Annotated in this window: 13 protein-coding genes; 2 read left to right on the top strand and 11 right to left on the bottom strand. The window is 70.2% G+C overall.

The features are described 5' to 3' along the window. Positions 1 to 86: 86 nt before the first annotated feature. The 4 genes from JJB11_RS15770 to JJB11_RS15755 all read right to left on the bottom strand — a co-directional run bounded on the left by JJB11_RS15770 (position 87) and on the right by JJB11_RS15755 (position 3892). A complete protein-coding gene (locus tag JJB11_RS15770) occupies positions 87 to 866 on the bottom strand; it encodes a glycosyltransferase (RefSeq protein WP_201173272.1) in 780 nt (259 codons plus the stop codon). Beyond that, entirely contained in the window at positions 863 to 1651 is a 789-nt protein-coding gene (locus JJB11_RS15765) for a 1-acyl-sn-glycerol-3-phosphate acyltransferase (protein ID WP_201964870.1), read from the bottom strand. Before JJB11_RS15765 ends, JJB11_RS15770 begins: the two co-directional genes overlap by 4 nt. After that, on the bottom strand, positions 1648 to 2988 hold the full coding sequence (locus JJB11_RS15760) for an NAD(P)/FAD-dependent oxidoreductase (RefSeq protein WP_201173269.1): 1341 nt from the start codon (positions 2986 to 2988) through the stop codon (positions 1648 to 1650). The genes JJB11_RS15765 and JJB11_RS15760 overlap by 4 nt, the downstream gene beginning before the upstream one ends. 127 nt (positions 2989 to 3115) lie before the next feature. Beyond that, positions 3116 to 3892, bottom strand: a complete 777-nt coding sequence (locus JJB11_RS15755; protein WP_201173267.1) for an IclR family transcriptional regulator — start codon at positions 3890 to 3892, stop codon at positions 3116 to 3118. Between the two features lie 100 nt (positions 3893 to 3992). On the opposite strand from JJB11_RS15755, the gene JJB11_RS15750 reads away from it, so the two are divergent. Continuing rightward, the gene (locus tag JJB11_RS15750) at positions 3993 to 4961 is read left to right on the top strand and encodes a tripartite tricarboxylate transporter substrate binding protein (protein ID WP_201173614.1); all 969 of its coding nucleotides are present in this window, start codon (positions 3993 to 3995) and stop codon (positions 4959 to 4961) included. An 8-nt stretch (positions 4962 to 4969) separates the two neighbouring features. Next, a complete protein-coding gene (locus JJB11_RS15745; RefSeq protein WP_201173265.1) occupies positions 4970 to 5848 on the top strand; it encodes a TauD/TfdA dioxygenase family protein in 879 nt (292 codons plus the stop codon). Positions 5849 to 6033: 185 nt separating this feature from the next. On the opposite strand, the gene JJB11_RS15740 is transcribed toward JJB11_RS15745, so the two are convergent. The 7 genes from JJB11_RS15740 to JJB11_RS15710 all read right to left on the bottom strand — a co-directional run bounded on the left by JJB11_RS15740 (position 6034) and on the right by JJB11_RS15710 (position 14699). After that, positions 6034 to 8076 (bottom strand): response regulator, encoded by a 2043-nt coding sequence (locus JJB11_RS15740; RefSeq protein WP_201173263.1) that lies wholly within the window; start codon positions 8074 to 8076, stop codon positions 6034 to 6036. A 101-nt stretch (positions 8077 to 8177) separates the two neighbouring features. Beyond that, positions 8178 to 8591: a thioesterase family protein gene (locus JJB11_RS15735; protein WP_201173261.1), complete on the bottom strand. Its 414-nt coding sequence runs from the start codon at positions 8589 to 8591 to the stop codon at positions 8178 to 8180. Between the two features lie 22 nt (positions 8592 to 8613). Next, complete coding sequence (locus JJB11_RS15730; RefSeq protein ID WP_201173259.1) at positions 8614 to 9384, bottom strand: SDR family NAD(P)-dependent oxidoreductase; 771 nt, start codon at positions 9382 to 9384, stop codon at positions 8614 to 8616. Positions 9385 to 9439: 55 nt separating this feature from the next. Beyond that, on the bottom strand, positions 9440 to 11041 hold the full coding sequence (locus JJB11_RS15725) for an ATP-dependent acyl-CoA ligase (protein ID WP_201173257.1): 1602 nt from the start codon (positions 11039 to 11041) through the stop codon (positions 9440 to 9442). Continuing rightward, positions 11031 to 11750, bottom strand: a complete 720-nt coding sequence (locus JJB11_RS15720) for an ABC transporter ATP-binding protein (protein WP_201173597.1) — start codon at positions 11748 to 11750, stop codon at positions 11031 to 11033. The genes JJB11_RS15725 and JJB11_RS15720 overlap by 11 nt, the downstream gene beginning before the upstream one ends. 67 nt (positions 11751 to 11817) lie before the next feature. Beyond that, positions 11818 to 13647: a branched-chain amino acid ABC transporter ATP-binding protein/permease gene (locus JJB11_RS15715; protein WP_201173230.1), complete on the bottom strand. Its 1830-nt coding sequence runs from the start codon at positions 13645 to 13647 to the stop codon at positions 11818 to 11820. Continuing rightward, positions 13644 to 14699 (bottom strand): branched-chain amino acid ABC transporter permease, encoded by a 1056-nt coding sequence (locus tag JJB11_RS15710; protein ID WP_201173227.1) that lies wholly within the window; start codon positions 14697 to 14699, stop codon positions 13644 to 13646. The genes JJB11_RS15715 and JJB11_RS15710 overlap by 4 nt, the downstream gene beginning before the upstream one ends. Between the last annotated feature and the right edge of the window lie 49 nt (positions 14700 to 14748).

Raw genomic sequence — 14748 nt, 5'->3', positions numbered from 1 at the left:
GTTCGCTGCGCTCACCGCCAGCCTACGCGTCGGGCCGGCTTCCGTAGGCTGGTGGTGAGCGAAGCGAACCCCAGCAGCACTGCCGCCTACCGATACTGGAACGGCGGCAAGCCCCGCACCCGCCGCAGCACCAGCAGCGGCAGCCGCAGGAGGAATTCCAGCACGAGCCGCGTGTGCATCCACGTGAGCAGCGCGTTGTCGCGCAGGTAGTTGAAGTGCGAGACCCCGCCCTCTTCCGCACTGAGGTACTTCACCGGCGCGTCGACATTCACGGGCGCCACGCCGCGCCAGGCGAGCCGCACCACGGCCTCGGTGTCGAAGTCGAACCGGCGCATCCAGGGTTGCCGGCGCATCACCGCGACCAGGTCCGCCACGGGATACACGCGGAAGCCGAACAGCGAATCGCCGATTCCCGCGCCCAGCGTCTCCAACTGCGTCCACCCATTGGAGATGCGGCGGCCGCGCACGCGCAGCAGCGGCGCCGAGGCATCGAACACGGGCCGGCCCAGGATCATGGCGTCGGGCCGTTGCTGCGACGCGCGCATGAAGGCGGGGATGAGGTCCGCGGGATGCTGGCCGTCCGAGTCCATCGCGAGCGCATGCGTGAAGCCGGCTTCGGCCGCGGCCTGCAAGCCGGCGAGCACGGCGCTTCCCTTGCCCCGGTTGACCGGCAGCACGATCACTTTCAGCTGGGGATCCTCCGCCGCCATGGATTGCAGGCCTTCGGCCGTGCCGTCGTCGCTGCCGTCCACCACGACCCACACGGGCGCCCACTGGCGGCGCGCGTCGCGCACCGTCTCGTAGACCTTGGCGCCCGTGTTGTAGCTCGGGATGAGCACGACGTGGGTTGCCGACGGCGCGTTCACCGGGCGAGTTCCTTGCGGAAGTACGCCTCCATCTCGGCGCACACCTGCTCCGCATCCGCGGCGGGCTCGAAGCGCTGGCCCAGGCGCGCGCGGAACACGATCGGCACCGGCGGCAGTTTCCACAGGGGCCAGCCCTTGCCCAGGTAGGGCGAGTCGGTTTCGATCACCACAGTCTGGATGGGGACCTGCGCCCGCTGCGCGATCAGCGCGATGCTGCGGCTGAAGGGGTGGATCCGGCCGGGTGCCGGACTGCGCGTGCCTTCCGGGAACACGACCAGTTGCCCGCCTTCGTGCAGGCGCTCCACCGCCATGCGCACCATCGTCCGCGTGGAGTCGTTCGACACGTAGCCGGCGAGGCTCGCGCCGGCGCCCAGGAAGGGATTGCGCACCAGCGCGCCCTTCATCAAGCAAGTGCCGCGCGGAAGGCGCGCGACGATCATCAGCGCATCCAGCAGGCTCGGATGGTTGGCGGCGATCACCAGGCCGCCTGGCACATCGCGCAGCACGTCGAGCGAATGCGCGTCGATGCGCAGCAGCCCGCTGGCACGCGCGCAGGCCCAGTACCAGCGATAGCCGTAGGAGATGCCGGCGCAGCCCACGCGGCGCGCCGTCGCCCCGCGCAGGAACAGGCGCAGCACGGCGGCAATCAGGTTCCATCCCAGCGACAGCACGCCCAGCCAGAACAGCAGGACGAACAGCCACGCCCGCAGCAGCACGCTGGCCAGCCAGGACGACCGCTCCTGCGCCTCCAGGGTCCGCTGCACGTCGACGGACAGGGGCTTCACGATGCGGCCGCGTCCACTGCGCGGAGGTTGCGGCGTCGGGCGCGCCAGGACTTCCACGTGCGCACCGGATGCGCGGCCGACACCAGGTAGTACAGGCCCTTGAAGCAGTTGAGCGGCAGGCGGAACGGCGTGCGGCCGTGCACGTCACCGGCCAGCACCGTGAGCACCGCCTCCTGCATCCGCAGCGGATTGCGCGGATCCATGAAGAAGCCGCGCATCGTGGGGTTCGTCATGCGGAAGATGAACCAGCTGAATTCCTTCGGCCCCTGGCGCGTGAAGCGGTCGAAGGCCGTGCGCTCCTGCACGGCGCCTGCGGGACCGCGCTGCAACGTCGCCTCCACCAGCGGCAGCGCGGCGAAGGCGCTGCTCATGGCCAGGTACACGCCCGACGAAAACACCGGATCGACGAAGGCGAACGCATCGCCCAGCATCGCATAGCGTTCGCCGACGCAATGCGTCCCCAGGTAAGAATAATTGCCGGTGGCATGGACGTGGCCGTCCACCAGTTCCGCATCGCGCAGGCGCTGCGCCAGCGGCGGGCAGAGCGCGATCGTGTCGCGGAAGAAGTCGGGCAGCGGCTTGTCGCGCGACTTCAGGTACTGCGGCCACACGACGGCGCCGACGCTGGTCGTCCCGTCGGCGAGGGGGATGAACCAGAACCAGCCGTGGTCGAACCAGAAGATGCTGATGTTGCCTTCCAGCCTGCCTTCGAGCCGCTGCGCGTTGCGGAAATGGCCGAACAGTGCCGAGCTGTTGTGGTCCGGGTGTTTCTCCTTGCTGCGCAAGCGGTTCGCGAGCAGCGTGTCGCGCCCGCTCGCGTCGACGAAATAGCGGCAGCGCCAGGTCGCGCGGCTGCCGTCCTCGCGCTCGACCTCCACCAGCGCACCGTCGGCGTCGAACTGCACCTCGCGGGCGCGGTGGCCTTCCAGCGTGCGGGCGCCGGCCTCGGCCGCGGTCCGGAACAGCAAGGCGTCGAGATCGGAGCGGCGCACCTGCCAGGCATAGGGCTGCGACTTGTCGAGCGCGTCCGCGAATTCCAGCATGCTGCAGTGCTCGTGGCGGGGCGAGACGAACTCGACGCCCCACTTGGGCATGCCGATGCGTTCCACCTCCTCGCGCACGCCGAGTTCCTCGAACAGGCGCACGTTGGCCGGCAGGAGCGACTCGCCGATGTGGAAGCGTGGATGGTGTTCCTTCTCCAGCACGTGCACGTCGCAGCCGCGGCGGGCCAGCAGCGTGGCGAGCGTGGATCCGGCCGGGCCGCCGCCGACCACCAGGACATCGCAGGAGAAATCGGCCTTGCGGGCGTTGGGGGTCGCGGCAGGGGGGAGGTGCATCCGGACTTCTCGATTCACTGCGCACCATTCTAGTGGCGGGCCCGTGGGGGCCAACCCGCGCGCCGGCAGGATGGCACGCAAAAGCGCCGCTTCGCGGCGCCCGCGTTGCGTGCGCGCGAAGCGGGGATCAGGCGAGGCCGGCTTCGCGCTCGATCGCCTTCTGCACCTGCAGCACGCGCGGGGCGATCTTCTCCAGCATCAGCTCGCGCGGCAACAGGTAGGCTGGGCCGCCCACGCTCACGCCATAGAGCTCGCCGCGCGGCCCGCGCAGGCTGAAGCCGAGCGCGTTGATGTCCTGGTGCCATTCGCCGAAGGACGTGCAGTAGCCCACGCGCGCATGTTCGGCGAGCGCGGCATCGAGCCGCTCCTGCACCTGCGCCCACTGCGCGCCGCTCGCGGCACGCAACTCCTGGAGCAACTGCGCGCGCTGGTCGGGGGCGAGCGCCGCGAGCCACGCGCGGCCCACCGCCGACGTGGCGATCGCCATGCGCGAGCCGACGTCCATGCGCGACAGGATCAGTGCAGTGCGTGGCCGCAACGTGTCGATGAGGACGATGTCCAGGCCGTCGCGCACGCCGAGGTGCACATTGGCGCCCGCGGCTTCGGCCAGTTCGGCGAGGTGCAGCCGGGCCTGCTGGCGGAAATCGAAGCTGCGCAGGTACGCGTTGCCCAGGTGCAGCGCCGCCGCACCGAGCGCGTAGCGGTCGTCGCTCGCCTGGCGCAGGAAGCCGGCCGACTGCAGCGTGGCCGCGAGCCGCGAGACGGTGGCCTTGGGGATGCCGGTCCGCTCGGCGAGCTCCCGGTTGGACAGCGGGCCGGCCGCGTCGGCAAGGGTGCGCAGCACCGCCAGCCCGCGGGCGAGCGCACTGACCTCCTCGCGGGCAGCGACTTCGGTGTGGGCCAAGGAAATCCCCTTCTCGTGGAACTGTGTTCCATCTTATTCGATTAGATCGCGTATATTTCGGGACATCGTTTCATTTTCCTACCCCATCAGGAGACACTCCTTGCGCTGGATCAAACTCGGCACCGGCCTGCTCGCCGCTGCCCTCGCTGTGGCGCCGCTCGCGCCCGCGTTCGCCCAGGACTTCCCCAAGGGCCCGGTGAAGCTCATCGTGCCCTTCCCGCCGGGCGGGCCGACCGACACCGTTGCGCGCCTGGTCAGCGCCAAGCTGCAGGAGATGTGGGGCCAGCCCGTGCTGGTGGACTACAAGCCGGGTGCCGGCACCATCATCGGCGTCGACTACGTCGCCAAGTCCTCGCCCGACGGGTTGACCATCGGGATGGTGAACTCCTCGTTCGCGGTCAATCCTTCGCTGCACAAGAAGCTGCCCTACGACACGCTGAAGGACCTCACCGGCGTCACGCAGCTGTTCAACATGCAGCTCGCGATCGTCGCGCGGCCCGATGCGCCCTTCAACAACGTGCGGGAACTGATCGCTTACGCCAAGGCGCATCCCGGCAAGCTGAACTACGGCACGCCCGGCACAGGCAGCACGACGCACCTCGGCGCCGAGCTGCTGAAGCGCGAGGCTGGCTTCGACATGCAGCACGTGCCCATGAAGGGCAGCGCGCCCGCGCACACCGAACTCCTCGGCGGCCGCCTCGACCTGGTGGTCGATCCGCTGCTCTCCGTGCTGCCCTATGTGCAGGCCGGCAAGATGAAGCTGATCGCCACGATGGGCGACAAGCGCGTGCCCGGCGTGAACGCGCCGACCGTGTCCGAAGTGATCCCCGGATTCAACGTCGGCGCCCTGCTCGGATTCGTCGCGCCGGCCGGCACGCCGAAGGCCGTGGTGCAGAAGATCCAGGCCGACACGGCGAAGGTGCTCGCCACGCCGGAAGTGAAGAAGCGCGCCGAGGAATTCGGCATGGAGATCGTCGGCTCCACCCCCGTGCAGTTCAACGCCTTCCTGGGGGGCGAGATGAAGAAGTGGGGCCGCGTGGTCACCGAATCCAACATCCAGGCCGACTGAGGAACGCCATGACGCTGCAACTGAAATCCCTCCATCCCGTGTTCGGCGCCGAAGCGAGCGGCATCGACCTCACCCGGCCGCTGGCGCCGGCGGACGTGCGCGCGATCAACAAGGCCATGAACGAGCACGCCGTGCTGGTATTCCGCGGCCAGCCGCTGACCGCGCAGCAGCAGATCGACTTCGCCCAGTCCTTCGGCCCGCTGGACATCGGCCTGAAGCGCGTCTTCAAGCGCCCCGAGCGCCTGGCAGACGAACGCCTGATCGACATCTCCAACGTCGACGCGCAGGGCAACGTCGCGAAGCGCGACTCGCCGAAGAACCTGTCCAACTTCGCCAACCAGCTGTGGCACTCTGACAGCTCGTTCATGAACCCGCGCGCCGCCTACTCCATGCTCCATTGCGTGATCAAGCCCAGCTGGGGCGGCAACACCGAGTTCGCCGACCTGCGCCACGCGTACGACACGCTGGACGCGCGCACGAAGGCCGAGATCCAGGACCTGAAGGCGGAGCACTTCGCGCTGCACACGCGCATCCTGCTGGGCGACGACGCCTACACCGACGAGCAGAAGAAGGAGATCCCGCCGGCCGTGTGGCCGCTGGCCGACACGCATCCGGGGTCGGGGCGCAAGGTGCTGTTCGTCGGGGTGCACGCACGCCAGATCCTGGGCTGGCCGACGGCGGAGTCGCGCATGTACCTGCAGGACCTGCTGGAGCACGCCACCCGGCGCGAGAACGTCTACGTGCACGAGTGGCAGGTCGGCGACCTGGTGATCTGGGACAACCGCAGCACCCTGCACCGCGGCCGGCGCTACGACGTCGCCGAGCGCCGGGAGCTGCGCCGCACCACGATCAACGACACGCCGGAGGCCATGCTGCTGGCCGCGTAAGGCGAGGAAAACCCAACAACCGGACGCAGAAGACGCAGAGATTACGCAGAAGGCGCAAAAGAATTCAGAAGAAAACTTTCAAAGGTTTTTTCTGCGTCCTCTGCGCTACCTTTGCGTCCTCTGCGTCCGGATGTTGGTCTTTGTTCCATGCAAAAAAGGACGCGCGGGCGCAGCGCGCCAGCGCCTCAATCAGCCGGCCGTGCGACCGGCCGCGCGCGCGCGAGCAGCTCGCCGAGCGCCGCGCAGCGCGACTGCAGTTCGGCGAGCTCGCCGGTGCGTGCCGCCTCCTCGAGCTCGCGGCTGGCGCTGCTCGCAGCCCGGAATCCGTACATCGCGAGGCTGCCCGCCAGCTTGTGCGCGGTGGTGCGGATCGCCTCGCGCTCGCCGCCGGCGACGGCGAGCGCCAGTTGCTCGGCGAGCTGGCGCCGCGACGCGAGGAATTCCGGCATCAGCGGCATGAGGCCCGGCTCCACCCAGATCTCCTCCCGGGGAGCGAGGCCGCCGGGCCGCGTGGCCCCCGCGGGATCGTGGCCGCACAGCACGGCGAACACCTCCTCGCGCGAGGAAGGCTTCGCCAGGTACAGATCGAAGCCGGCTTCCAGGCACTTCGCGCGGGTCGCCTCGTCGTCGTGCGCGGAGAAGGCCGCGATCACGCTCGGCTGCTGGCCGGCGTCACGCTGCAGGTCGCGGATGCTGCGCACCGACTCCAGCCCGCCCATCACCGGCATTTCCACGTCCATGAAGATCACGTCCGGCCGGCTCTCGCGCACCATCGCCAGCGCGGCGCGGCCGTTGACGGCCGTGCGCACGGCCAGTGGCGGGCTGGGCAGCATGCTTTTCAGCACCACGATGTTGTATTCGTCGTCGTCCACCACCAGCACGTCGAGCGGCGGCAGCGCATCTGCCACGACGGCCGCCTGCGACACGGACGCCAGCTTGCGCGGCGGCGCCGCATGCCACAGTGGCAGGCGCAGCGACAAGGTGGTCCCCTCCTCCGGCCCGGAATTCATCCGCAGCGAGCCGCGCTGCACCCGGGCCATCAGCCGCGCCGAATAGGCCCCCAGGCCCGTGCCGCCGACCTTGCCGTGGGTCGCGTACTTGTCGAAGAAGCGGTCGCGGATCTCCGCCGGCACCTCGCCTTCGTTGTGGATGTCCAGCGCCACCGCGTCGCCGTTGCCGTCGCTGACACGCCGCAGCCGCACGCGGACCTCGGCGCCGTCGGGCGACGCCTCCAGCGCGTTCTTCAGGAGGTTGGCCACGGTGGAATAGCAAAGCAGTTCCTCGCCTTGCGCGTACACCGGTTCGCCGGGCAGGTCGAGGTTCATGCGCAGCTGCTTGGAGCGCGCATGGGCCTGCAGCTCGCGCGCGACCGTCTGCACCAGCGCGGCCAGGTCCACCGCCTGCGCGCGCAGCCGGTACGTGCCCTCTTCCATGCGGAACAGGTCGAGCGAGAGGTTGACCATGCTCAGGACGCGCAGCGCCGCGCGTTCCACCGTGCCCAGCAACTCGTCGTCCTGCGGCGAGAGCGCCTGCCGCTGCCGCAGCAGGCGCGGGACCGTGGCGATGCTGGCGAGCGGCGTCTTCAGGTCGTGGCGGGCGATCCGCTCCACCTCCTCGCGCAGGCGGAACGCCTCGCGCAGGGACTTGTTCTGTTCCTCCAGCTGGTGCACCAGCGCGTCCAGCCGCTCGCGCTGCTCCGCCTCCTTCGCGTGCTGCGTGTTGGCGATGTACGAGAAGATGTTCGTGAAGACGACCAGCAGCGCCAGCGTCACCGCCACGCGGGCCGTGACCTGCGGGCCCAGGTGCATCCACGCCAGCGGCACCGTCACCAGGATCAGCGTCACGTTGAGCAGGTTCGCCTGGCGGCGCGGCAGCATGAAGTGGAACAGCAGGATGCCGGGGTAGACCCACAGCACCCCGATCAGCCCGTTCTGGTACATGGCCGTCGCGAGCCCGAACAGGGAGCCCACGAAGATGGCCATGGGTGGCACCACCATAGGGCGACCGCGCGCAATGGTGTAGGCGTTCAGCAGCAGGCAGGCCACGAACGCGCAGGTGATCACCCCCAGGACCGCGCGGTCCTGGAAGAAGTTGTTGATGGCGAACGGGCCCAGCAGCAGCGTGCCGGCGACGGACAGGCCGAGGAAGATGCGGTGGCGGTGCGCCTCCACGAAGCCTTCGGCGAATTCTTTTGTGGGCCTGGCGTGGGCGCGCAGCAATTCCAACACTAATCCTTTCCTCCTCACCTGCCCGCATCATAAGCCGGCCGTGTTCGGAATTGGAACGGAATGCATCGGGCGCCAGGCCCGGCGCGGACCGGGCAGGCGCTTCAGCCGGCCAAGCTCTGGACCGCGGCGCGCAGATCGGCCGGCACGTCGACGGCCTGGTGCGTCTCCAGCGAGGTCGTGACCACCACCTGCCGCATCGCCATGCGCAGTTCGCCGGCGCCGGATTCGCAGCGCAGCGCCAGCGTGAGGGAGCGGCCCCCGAGGCGCTCGACCTCGAGCGACATGACGACGTCGTCGCCGAAGCGGCTGATGGCGCGGAAGTCCGCCTCGAGCCTGACGGTGGGCAGCCCGATCCGGCGGCGGCTCACCAGGTCGGCGAAGCCGATGCCCAGCGGACCGTCGACCCAGTCCTCCAGCACGCCGTTGAACATGACGAAGTACTGCGGGTAGAAGACGATGCCCGCCGGATCGCAGTCGGAAAAGCGGATGCGCCGCGGCACGCGGAACGCGCTCACCGGAGGGCCTCCCGCGCGGCGCTCACATCACCTCTCCGCCCGACACCGAGATCGCCTGCCCGGTGATCGACGATGCGCCCTCGCCGCACAACCAGCGCACCGCGTCCGCCACTTCCTCCGGCTGCACGATGCGCTGCTGCGGATTGCCGGCGGCGAACTCCGCGCGGGCCTGCGCCTCGGTGCGGCCGGTTTTCGCGACCACGTTGGCGATGCTCTCGCGCAGGATGTCCGTCTCGGTGTAGCCGGGGCACACGGCATTGACCGTGATGCCCTTGCGCGCCAGTTCCAGCGCCAGCGAACGCGTGAGTCCCAGCACGCCATGCTTGGCCGCGACATAGGCGCTGACGTAGGCATAGCCCTTTTGCGCCGCCGTGCTGGCGATGTTCACGATGCGACCGCCGCCGGCGCCCAGCATGTCGGGCAGCGCCGCCTGCGTGCACACGAAGGTGCCGGTGAGGTTAACGTCCAGCATCTGCTGCCACAGCGCCAGCGAAGTCTTCACGAAGGGCGCGCTGTGCGCCTGCCCCGCGTTGTTCACCAGGATGGTGACCGGCCCGCGTGCCGCACGCGCTTGCGCGAAGGCCTCTTGCACCTGCGCCTCCACGGCGACATCGGCGACCACGAAGCCGTGCTCGCCCGGCAGTTCCGCGGCCAGCGCCGCCAGCGTCTCGCGCCGCCGCCCCAGCAGGGTGACGCGCGCGCCCTGCTGCACCAGCATGCGGGCGATCGCCGCGCCGATGCCGCGGGCGGCGCCGGTCACGAGGGCATGGCGGCCCTGCAGGTCCTGGGTCACTTGACGACCCTCCGTCCTGCGGACTGCGGGATTCGCCTTGGGGCGGCCCGTCGGCTCATGGCGCTCTCCTCTCCGTTCCGCCGGCGCTGCGGTCCCAGCAGCCGGCCGGGACGCCGCGTTCGCGCAGCTTGTATTTCTGCACCTTGCCGTTCTCGGTGCGGGGCAGTTCGGGCAGCAGGGCTATGAAGCGCGGCACGGCGAAGCGAGGCAGGCGCGCCGTGCAGAAGGTGGCGAGCTCCGCGGGCGTGACGCGCTCGCCCTCCCGCAGCACCACGGCCGCCAACACCTCGTCCTCGGCCAGTTCCGAGCGGACCGGGACGACGGCCACCGACGCGACCGCCGGGTGCGCCATCAGCACCTGCTCCACTTCCCACGAGGAAATGTTCTCGCCGCGCCGGCGGATCGCGTCCTTGATGCGATCGACGAAGCGGAACGCGCCATCGGCATCGCGCACGACGCGATCCCCGGTGTGGAACCAGAGATTGCGCCAGGCCTCCACCGTCTTTTCGGGCTGGCCGAAGTAGCCGCTGGCGAAAGCGAAGGCTTCGCTCGCGCGCAGCACCAGTTCGCCGGCCTCGCCGGCCGGCAGCGGGTTGTCCGCATCGTCCACCACCCGGGCCTCGAAGCCGGGCCGCAGCCAACCCATGACGCCGCGGCGCGGCGAGTCCGGCGCGGTGGCGATCACGAAGTTGGTCTCGGTCGAGCCGTAGCCTTCCAGCAGCAGCACGCCCGTGCGTTCGCGGAACGCCGCCCCCGCCGCTTCGGGCACGCCGGGGCCCAGTCCGATGCGGACATGGTGGTCGCGCTCGCCGGGACCGGCGGGCTGCGCGAGCAGGATCGGCACCATCGCACCCAGCAGGTACACCACCGTCGCACCAGTGCGGCCCATCGCGGGCCAGAAGCCCGATGCGGAGAAGCGCTCCAGGAAGTGCACGCGGCAACCGGCAATGGCCGCCTGCGCGAACGTATTCAGGGCGTTGATGTGGAACAGCGGCAGCGTCGTGCACAGCACGTCGTCTTCACGGACACCCAGCACGTCGGCCGAGTTCACGCCCCACCAGTAGTACTGCGCATGCGGACACAGCACGCCCTTGGACGGACCCGTCGTGCCCGAGGTGTAGAGGATCGCGAAGGTATCGGAAGGCTGCACGGCCGCGGGCGGCAGCGCGGCGCCGGCCGCAGGCCATGCGTGGACGCGCGCGGGCCCGATGGTCGCAGGCCACGCGGACGCATCGCCGCCGACCACCCAGATCGACTCCAGCGCGCTCGCAGCGAGGTCGGCCGTCTGCAGGCGTTCGAGGAACGCGGCCTCGATCACCAGCAGGCGCGCACCGCTGTCGGCCAGCAGGTACTGGATCTGCGGTCCCATGCAAGCGCTGTTCACGGGCACCGAGGCCGCGCCCATCCAGCCGCAAGCGAGCACCGTTTCCAGGAACTCGGCGCGGTTGGAGCACATGACGGCCACCCGGTCGCCCTGCGTAACGCCGGCGGCACTGAGCGCGCCGGCGCGCCGCGCCGCAACGTCTGCGGCGTCGCTGTGCGTCCACTCGGCGCCAGGCACGGCGAGGAAGGGCCGCGCACCGAACAGGCGGGCCTGCCGCTGCAGCAGCGCGGGCAAGGTGCGCTGCGCCGGCGCCAGCAGCCACTCAGTCTTCATCGGTGGCACCGCCCAGGTAGGTCGCCTGCACGCGCGGGTCCACCGCGAGCTCCGCCGAGGCGCCGCTCAGCGCGATCTCGCCGGTCTCCAGCACGTAGCCGTGGTCGGAGCTGTCCAGGGCGGCGCGCGCGTTCTGCTCCACCAGCAGGATCGAGACGCCTTCGTCCCGCAAGCCGCGCACGAAGGCCAGGATCTCCTGCACGATCAGCGGCGCGAGTCCGAGGCTGGGCTCGTCGAGCATCAGCAGGCGCGGCGAGGACATCAGGGCGCGGCCCAGCGCCAGCATCTGGCGCTCGCCGCCGGAGAGCGTGTCGGCGCGTTGCGAACGCCGCTCACCCAGGCGCGGGAAGCGGTCGCACACGAAATCCATCTGGCGCTTCAGTGCGGCGCCCCGCAGCTTGCGGGGAAAGCCGCCCAGCATCAGGTTGTCCTGCACCGTGAGTTCACCGAACAGCTCGCGCTTCTCCGGCACCAGGCACAGGCCGCGTTCGACGCGCGCTTCCACGTCGAGTCCGTGCAGGTCCTGGCCTTCGAAGCGCAGGCCGCCCTTGGACGGCAGCAGGCCCATGGCCGCGGCCAGCAGCGTCGTCTTGCCCGCGCCGTTGGGGCCGATGACCGACACGATCTGTCCCGGCTCGAGCGTCAGGGTGACGCCGCGCACCGCATCGACCTGGCCGTAGGAAACGTGCAGGTCCTGCACTTCCAGCATGGGGGTGCTCACGACACGCTCCTCCGCGCAACGCGCAGCGCCATCGGGTTCGGGGCGGCGCGGCGGCTCATGCTGCGGCTCCCGCCACCTTGCGCGGCTCCCCGGAGGGCGGCACGGGCGCAGCCACCGCGCCACCCAGGTAGGCCGCCTGCACATCGGGGTTCGCACGCACGGCGGCGGGCGCACCTTCGGTGAGCTTGGAGCCGAAGTTCATCACCACCAGCCGGTCCACCAGTTTCATCACGAAGTCCATGTCGTGTTCGACGATCAGGATGGTCACGCCTTCGGCGCGCAGCTTGCGCAGCAGCTCGCCGAGCTCCTGCTTCTCCTTGCGGCGCAGGCCCGCGGCTGGTTCGTCCAGCACCAGCAGCACCGGGTCGGCGGCGAGCGCGCGGGCGATCTCCAGGATGCGCTGCGTGCCCAGGGGCAGGCTGCCGGCCAGCTCGTTGGCGCGATCGGCCAGGCCGATGCGTTCCAGCTGGTGCCAGGCTTCGGCGAGGATCTGCGCTTCCTCGCGCCGGTCCAGGCGCAGCCCGGCGGCCAGCAGGCCGGCGTGCGTGCGGCCATGGGCGCCCAGCGCGACGTTGTCCAGCAGGGTCATGTGCGGGCGCAGCTTCACGTGCTGGAATGTGCGCGCCATGCCGCGGTTGGCGATCACGCGCTGCTGCAGGCCCGACACGTTCTCGCCGAGGAACTCCACGCTGCCGCTGGTCATGGGCGCGGTGCCCGTGAGCAGGTTGAACATCGTGGACTTGCCCGCCCCGTTCGGCCCGATCAGGCCGACGATCTCGCCGGCCGCGACCTCGAAGCTCACGTCGTTCACCGCGACCAGGCCGCCGAAGCGCTTCACCGCATTGCGCACGGCCAGCAGGCGGGTGCCGCGTGCGGGCAAGGGCCGGCGCGGCAGCGGCGCGCCCGCCGGCGGCGCACTCGCCTTGGCCGGCGCGAAGCGGCCACGCGTCCAGCGCGTGACGAAACCCATGAGCCCGCCGCGCGCGTAGTGCAGCAGCAGGATGAACAGCAGCGCGAAACCGACCGCTTCCAGCTCGCCACCGCGTTGCGTCACCAGCGGCAGCACGTCCTGCAGCGAGTTCTTCATCACCAGCACCACGGCCGCACCGACGACCGCGCCGCTCAACTGCCCGAGCCCGCCCGCGACCGCCATCAGCAGGTACTCGATGCTCGCGCGCACGTCGAAGGGCGACGGGCTCACGAAGCGGTTGGTGTGCGCGTACAGCCAGCCGGCCACGCCCGCCAGGAACGCCGCCACGATGAACAGCGTGAGCCGCACGCGGAAGGCATCGGCACCGACGCTCGCCAGCAGGATGCCGCCACCGCGCAGGCTGCGGATGGCGCGGCCCGGCCGCGACTCGAGGACGTTGTAGGCGAACACGACCCCGAGGCCCACCACGACCCAGATCAGGTAGTACATCGCGCGCGGATCCTCCAGCGAGATCCCCGCGATGCTCACCGGCGGGATCTTGGAGATCCCGGTGTGGCTTCCCAGCGCTTCCACGTTGCCGAACAGCATGGCGATGGACAGGCCCCACGCGATGGTGGACAGCGGCAGGAAGTGGCCGCCCAGGCGCAGCGTGAGCAGGCCGATCGCGAGCGCCGCGACGACCGTGAGCAGCAGCGCGAACAGCAGGCCCACCCAGGGCGAATAGTGTTGCGTGGTCGTGAGCCACGCCGTGGCATACGCGGCGATGCCGACGAAGGCGGCCTGCCCGAAGGAGGTGGCGCCGCCGACGCCGGTCAGCAGCACCAACCCCAGGACGACGAGCGCGGCGATGCCGATGTCGTTCAGCAGGCTCACACCGAAATTGCCCAGTACCGCGGGTGCGAGCGCCACGACGGCGACGACCGCGGCGAGCAGGAGGGCGCGGGGACCTTTCATTGGTCGATCTCCTCCACCTCTTCCTCCGGATGGCGGGTCATCGCGGAGCGCAGCATCAGCACGGGAATCAGCAGGCTGAACACGATCACGTCCTTGAGGGCGCCGCTCCAGAAGGAGCCGAAGCTCTCGACGATGCCCACGGCGATCGCACCCAGCGCGGTCAGCGGATAGCTCACCAGGCCGCCGATGATGGCCGCGACGAAGGCCTTGAGGCCGATCAGGAAGCCCGAGTCGTAATACATGGTCGTCACGGGCGCGACCAGCACGCCGATCAGGCCGGCGAGCAGCGACGAGAAGGTGTACGCGAGCAGCGCCGTGCGCGCCGGCCGGATGCCGACCAGGCGCGCACCGACGCGGTTCACGGCCGTGGCGCGCAAGGCCTTGCCGATCGCGGTGCGCTCGAACGCCAGGAAGAACAGGCCGCTCAGCACGACGGCCGCCGCCAGCATCAGCAGCACCTGCCCGCTGACGTTGAAGCCGCCGGGCAGCGTGAGCCCGCCCTCGGCGAGCGGCGCGGTGCGCGAACCTTCGGGCCCGAAGAACAGCAGCCCGAGGCCCGAGAGCAGGAAGTGCAAGGCCAGCGAGGCGATCAGCAGCACCAGGACCGATGCGTCCGCGATCGGTTGCAGCGCGAGCCGCGCCACCAGCGGCGTGATCGGCACCACCAGCAGGATCGCCGTGACGATGAACAGCGCGTGCGGCACCTCATGGCCGGCCACGGCCCACGCGAGCGCGCAGGGCAAGGCCGGCAGCAAGCCCCAGCCCAGGATGGCCCGCGGGATGCGCGCAGCCTCGCCGCGCCGCACGAGCGAGACGACTTCGGCAATCACCGCGAGCGCTGCGAGCGTGAGGACCAGCGAGATGGTGGCGGGACGGCGGCCCTGCTCGAAGGCCGCGAGGCTCAGCGCCGAGAAGGCCGCGACGTCGCCGAACGGGACGAACACCACCCGCGTCACCGAGAAGATGAGCACCAGGCCCAGCCCCGCCAACAGGTACACCGCCCCGTTGGCCAGGCCGTCGATGCCGAGGATGAGAGCTACGTCCCAGGTCATATCAGAAGATCCCAGAGGTCAGTGCAGGCCAGAGCGCCCGGTCGCACTT

This window comes from Ramlibacter ginsenosidimutans, from assembly GCF_016654015.1.
GTDB lineage: Bacteria > Pseudomonadota > Gammaproteobacteria > Burkholderiales > Burkholderiaceae_C > Ramlibacter > Ramlibacter ginsenosidimutans.
Note: the sequence above shows the minus strand (reverse complement) of the source record. Positions and strands in the feature narration are given on the sequence as shown.

Bases quoted from the DNA above. Each gene is read 5' to 3' on its own strand.
- JJB11_RS15760 (WP_201173269.1), bottom strand. From the start codon at position 2,988: ATGCACCTCCCCCCTGCCGCGACCCCCAACGCCCGCAAGGCCGATTTC.
- JJB11_RS15745 (WP_201173265.1), top strand. From the start codon at position 4,970: ATGACGCTGCAACTGAAATCCCTCCATCCCGTGTTCGGCGCCGAAGCG.
- JJB11_RS15725 (WP_201173257.1), bottom strand. From the start codon at position 11,041: ATGAAGACTGAGTGGCTGCTGGCGCCGGCGCAGCGCACCTTGCCCGCG.
- JJB11_RS15720 (WP_201173597.1), bottom strand. From the start codon at position 11,750: ATGCTGGAAGTGCAGGACCTGCACGTTTCCTACGGCCAGGTCGATGCG.
- JJB11_RS15715 (WP_201173230.1), bottom strand. From the start codon at position 13,647: ATGAAAGGTCCCCGCGCCCTCCTGCTCGCCGCGGTCGTCGCCGTCGTG.
- JJB11_RS15710 (WP_201173227.1), bottom strand. From the start codon at position 14,699: ATGACCTGGGACGTAGCTCTCATCCTCGGCATCGACGGCCTGGCCAAC.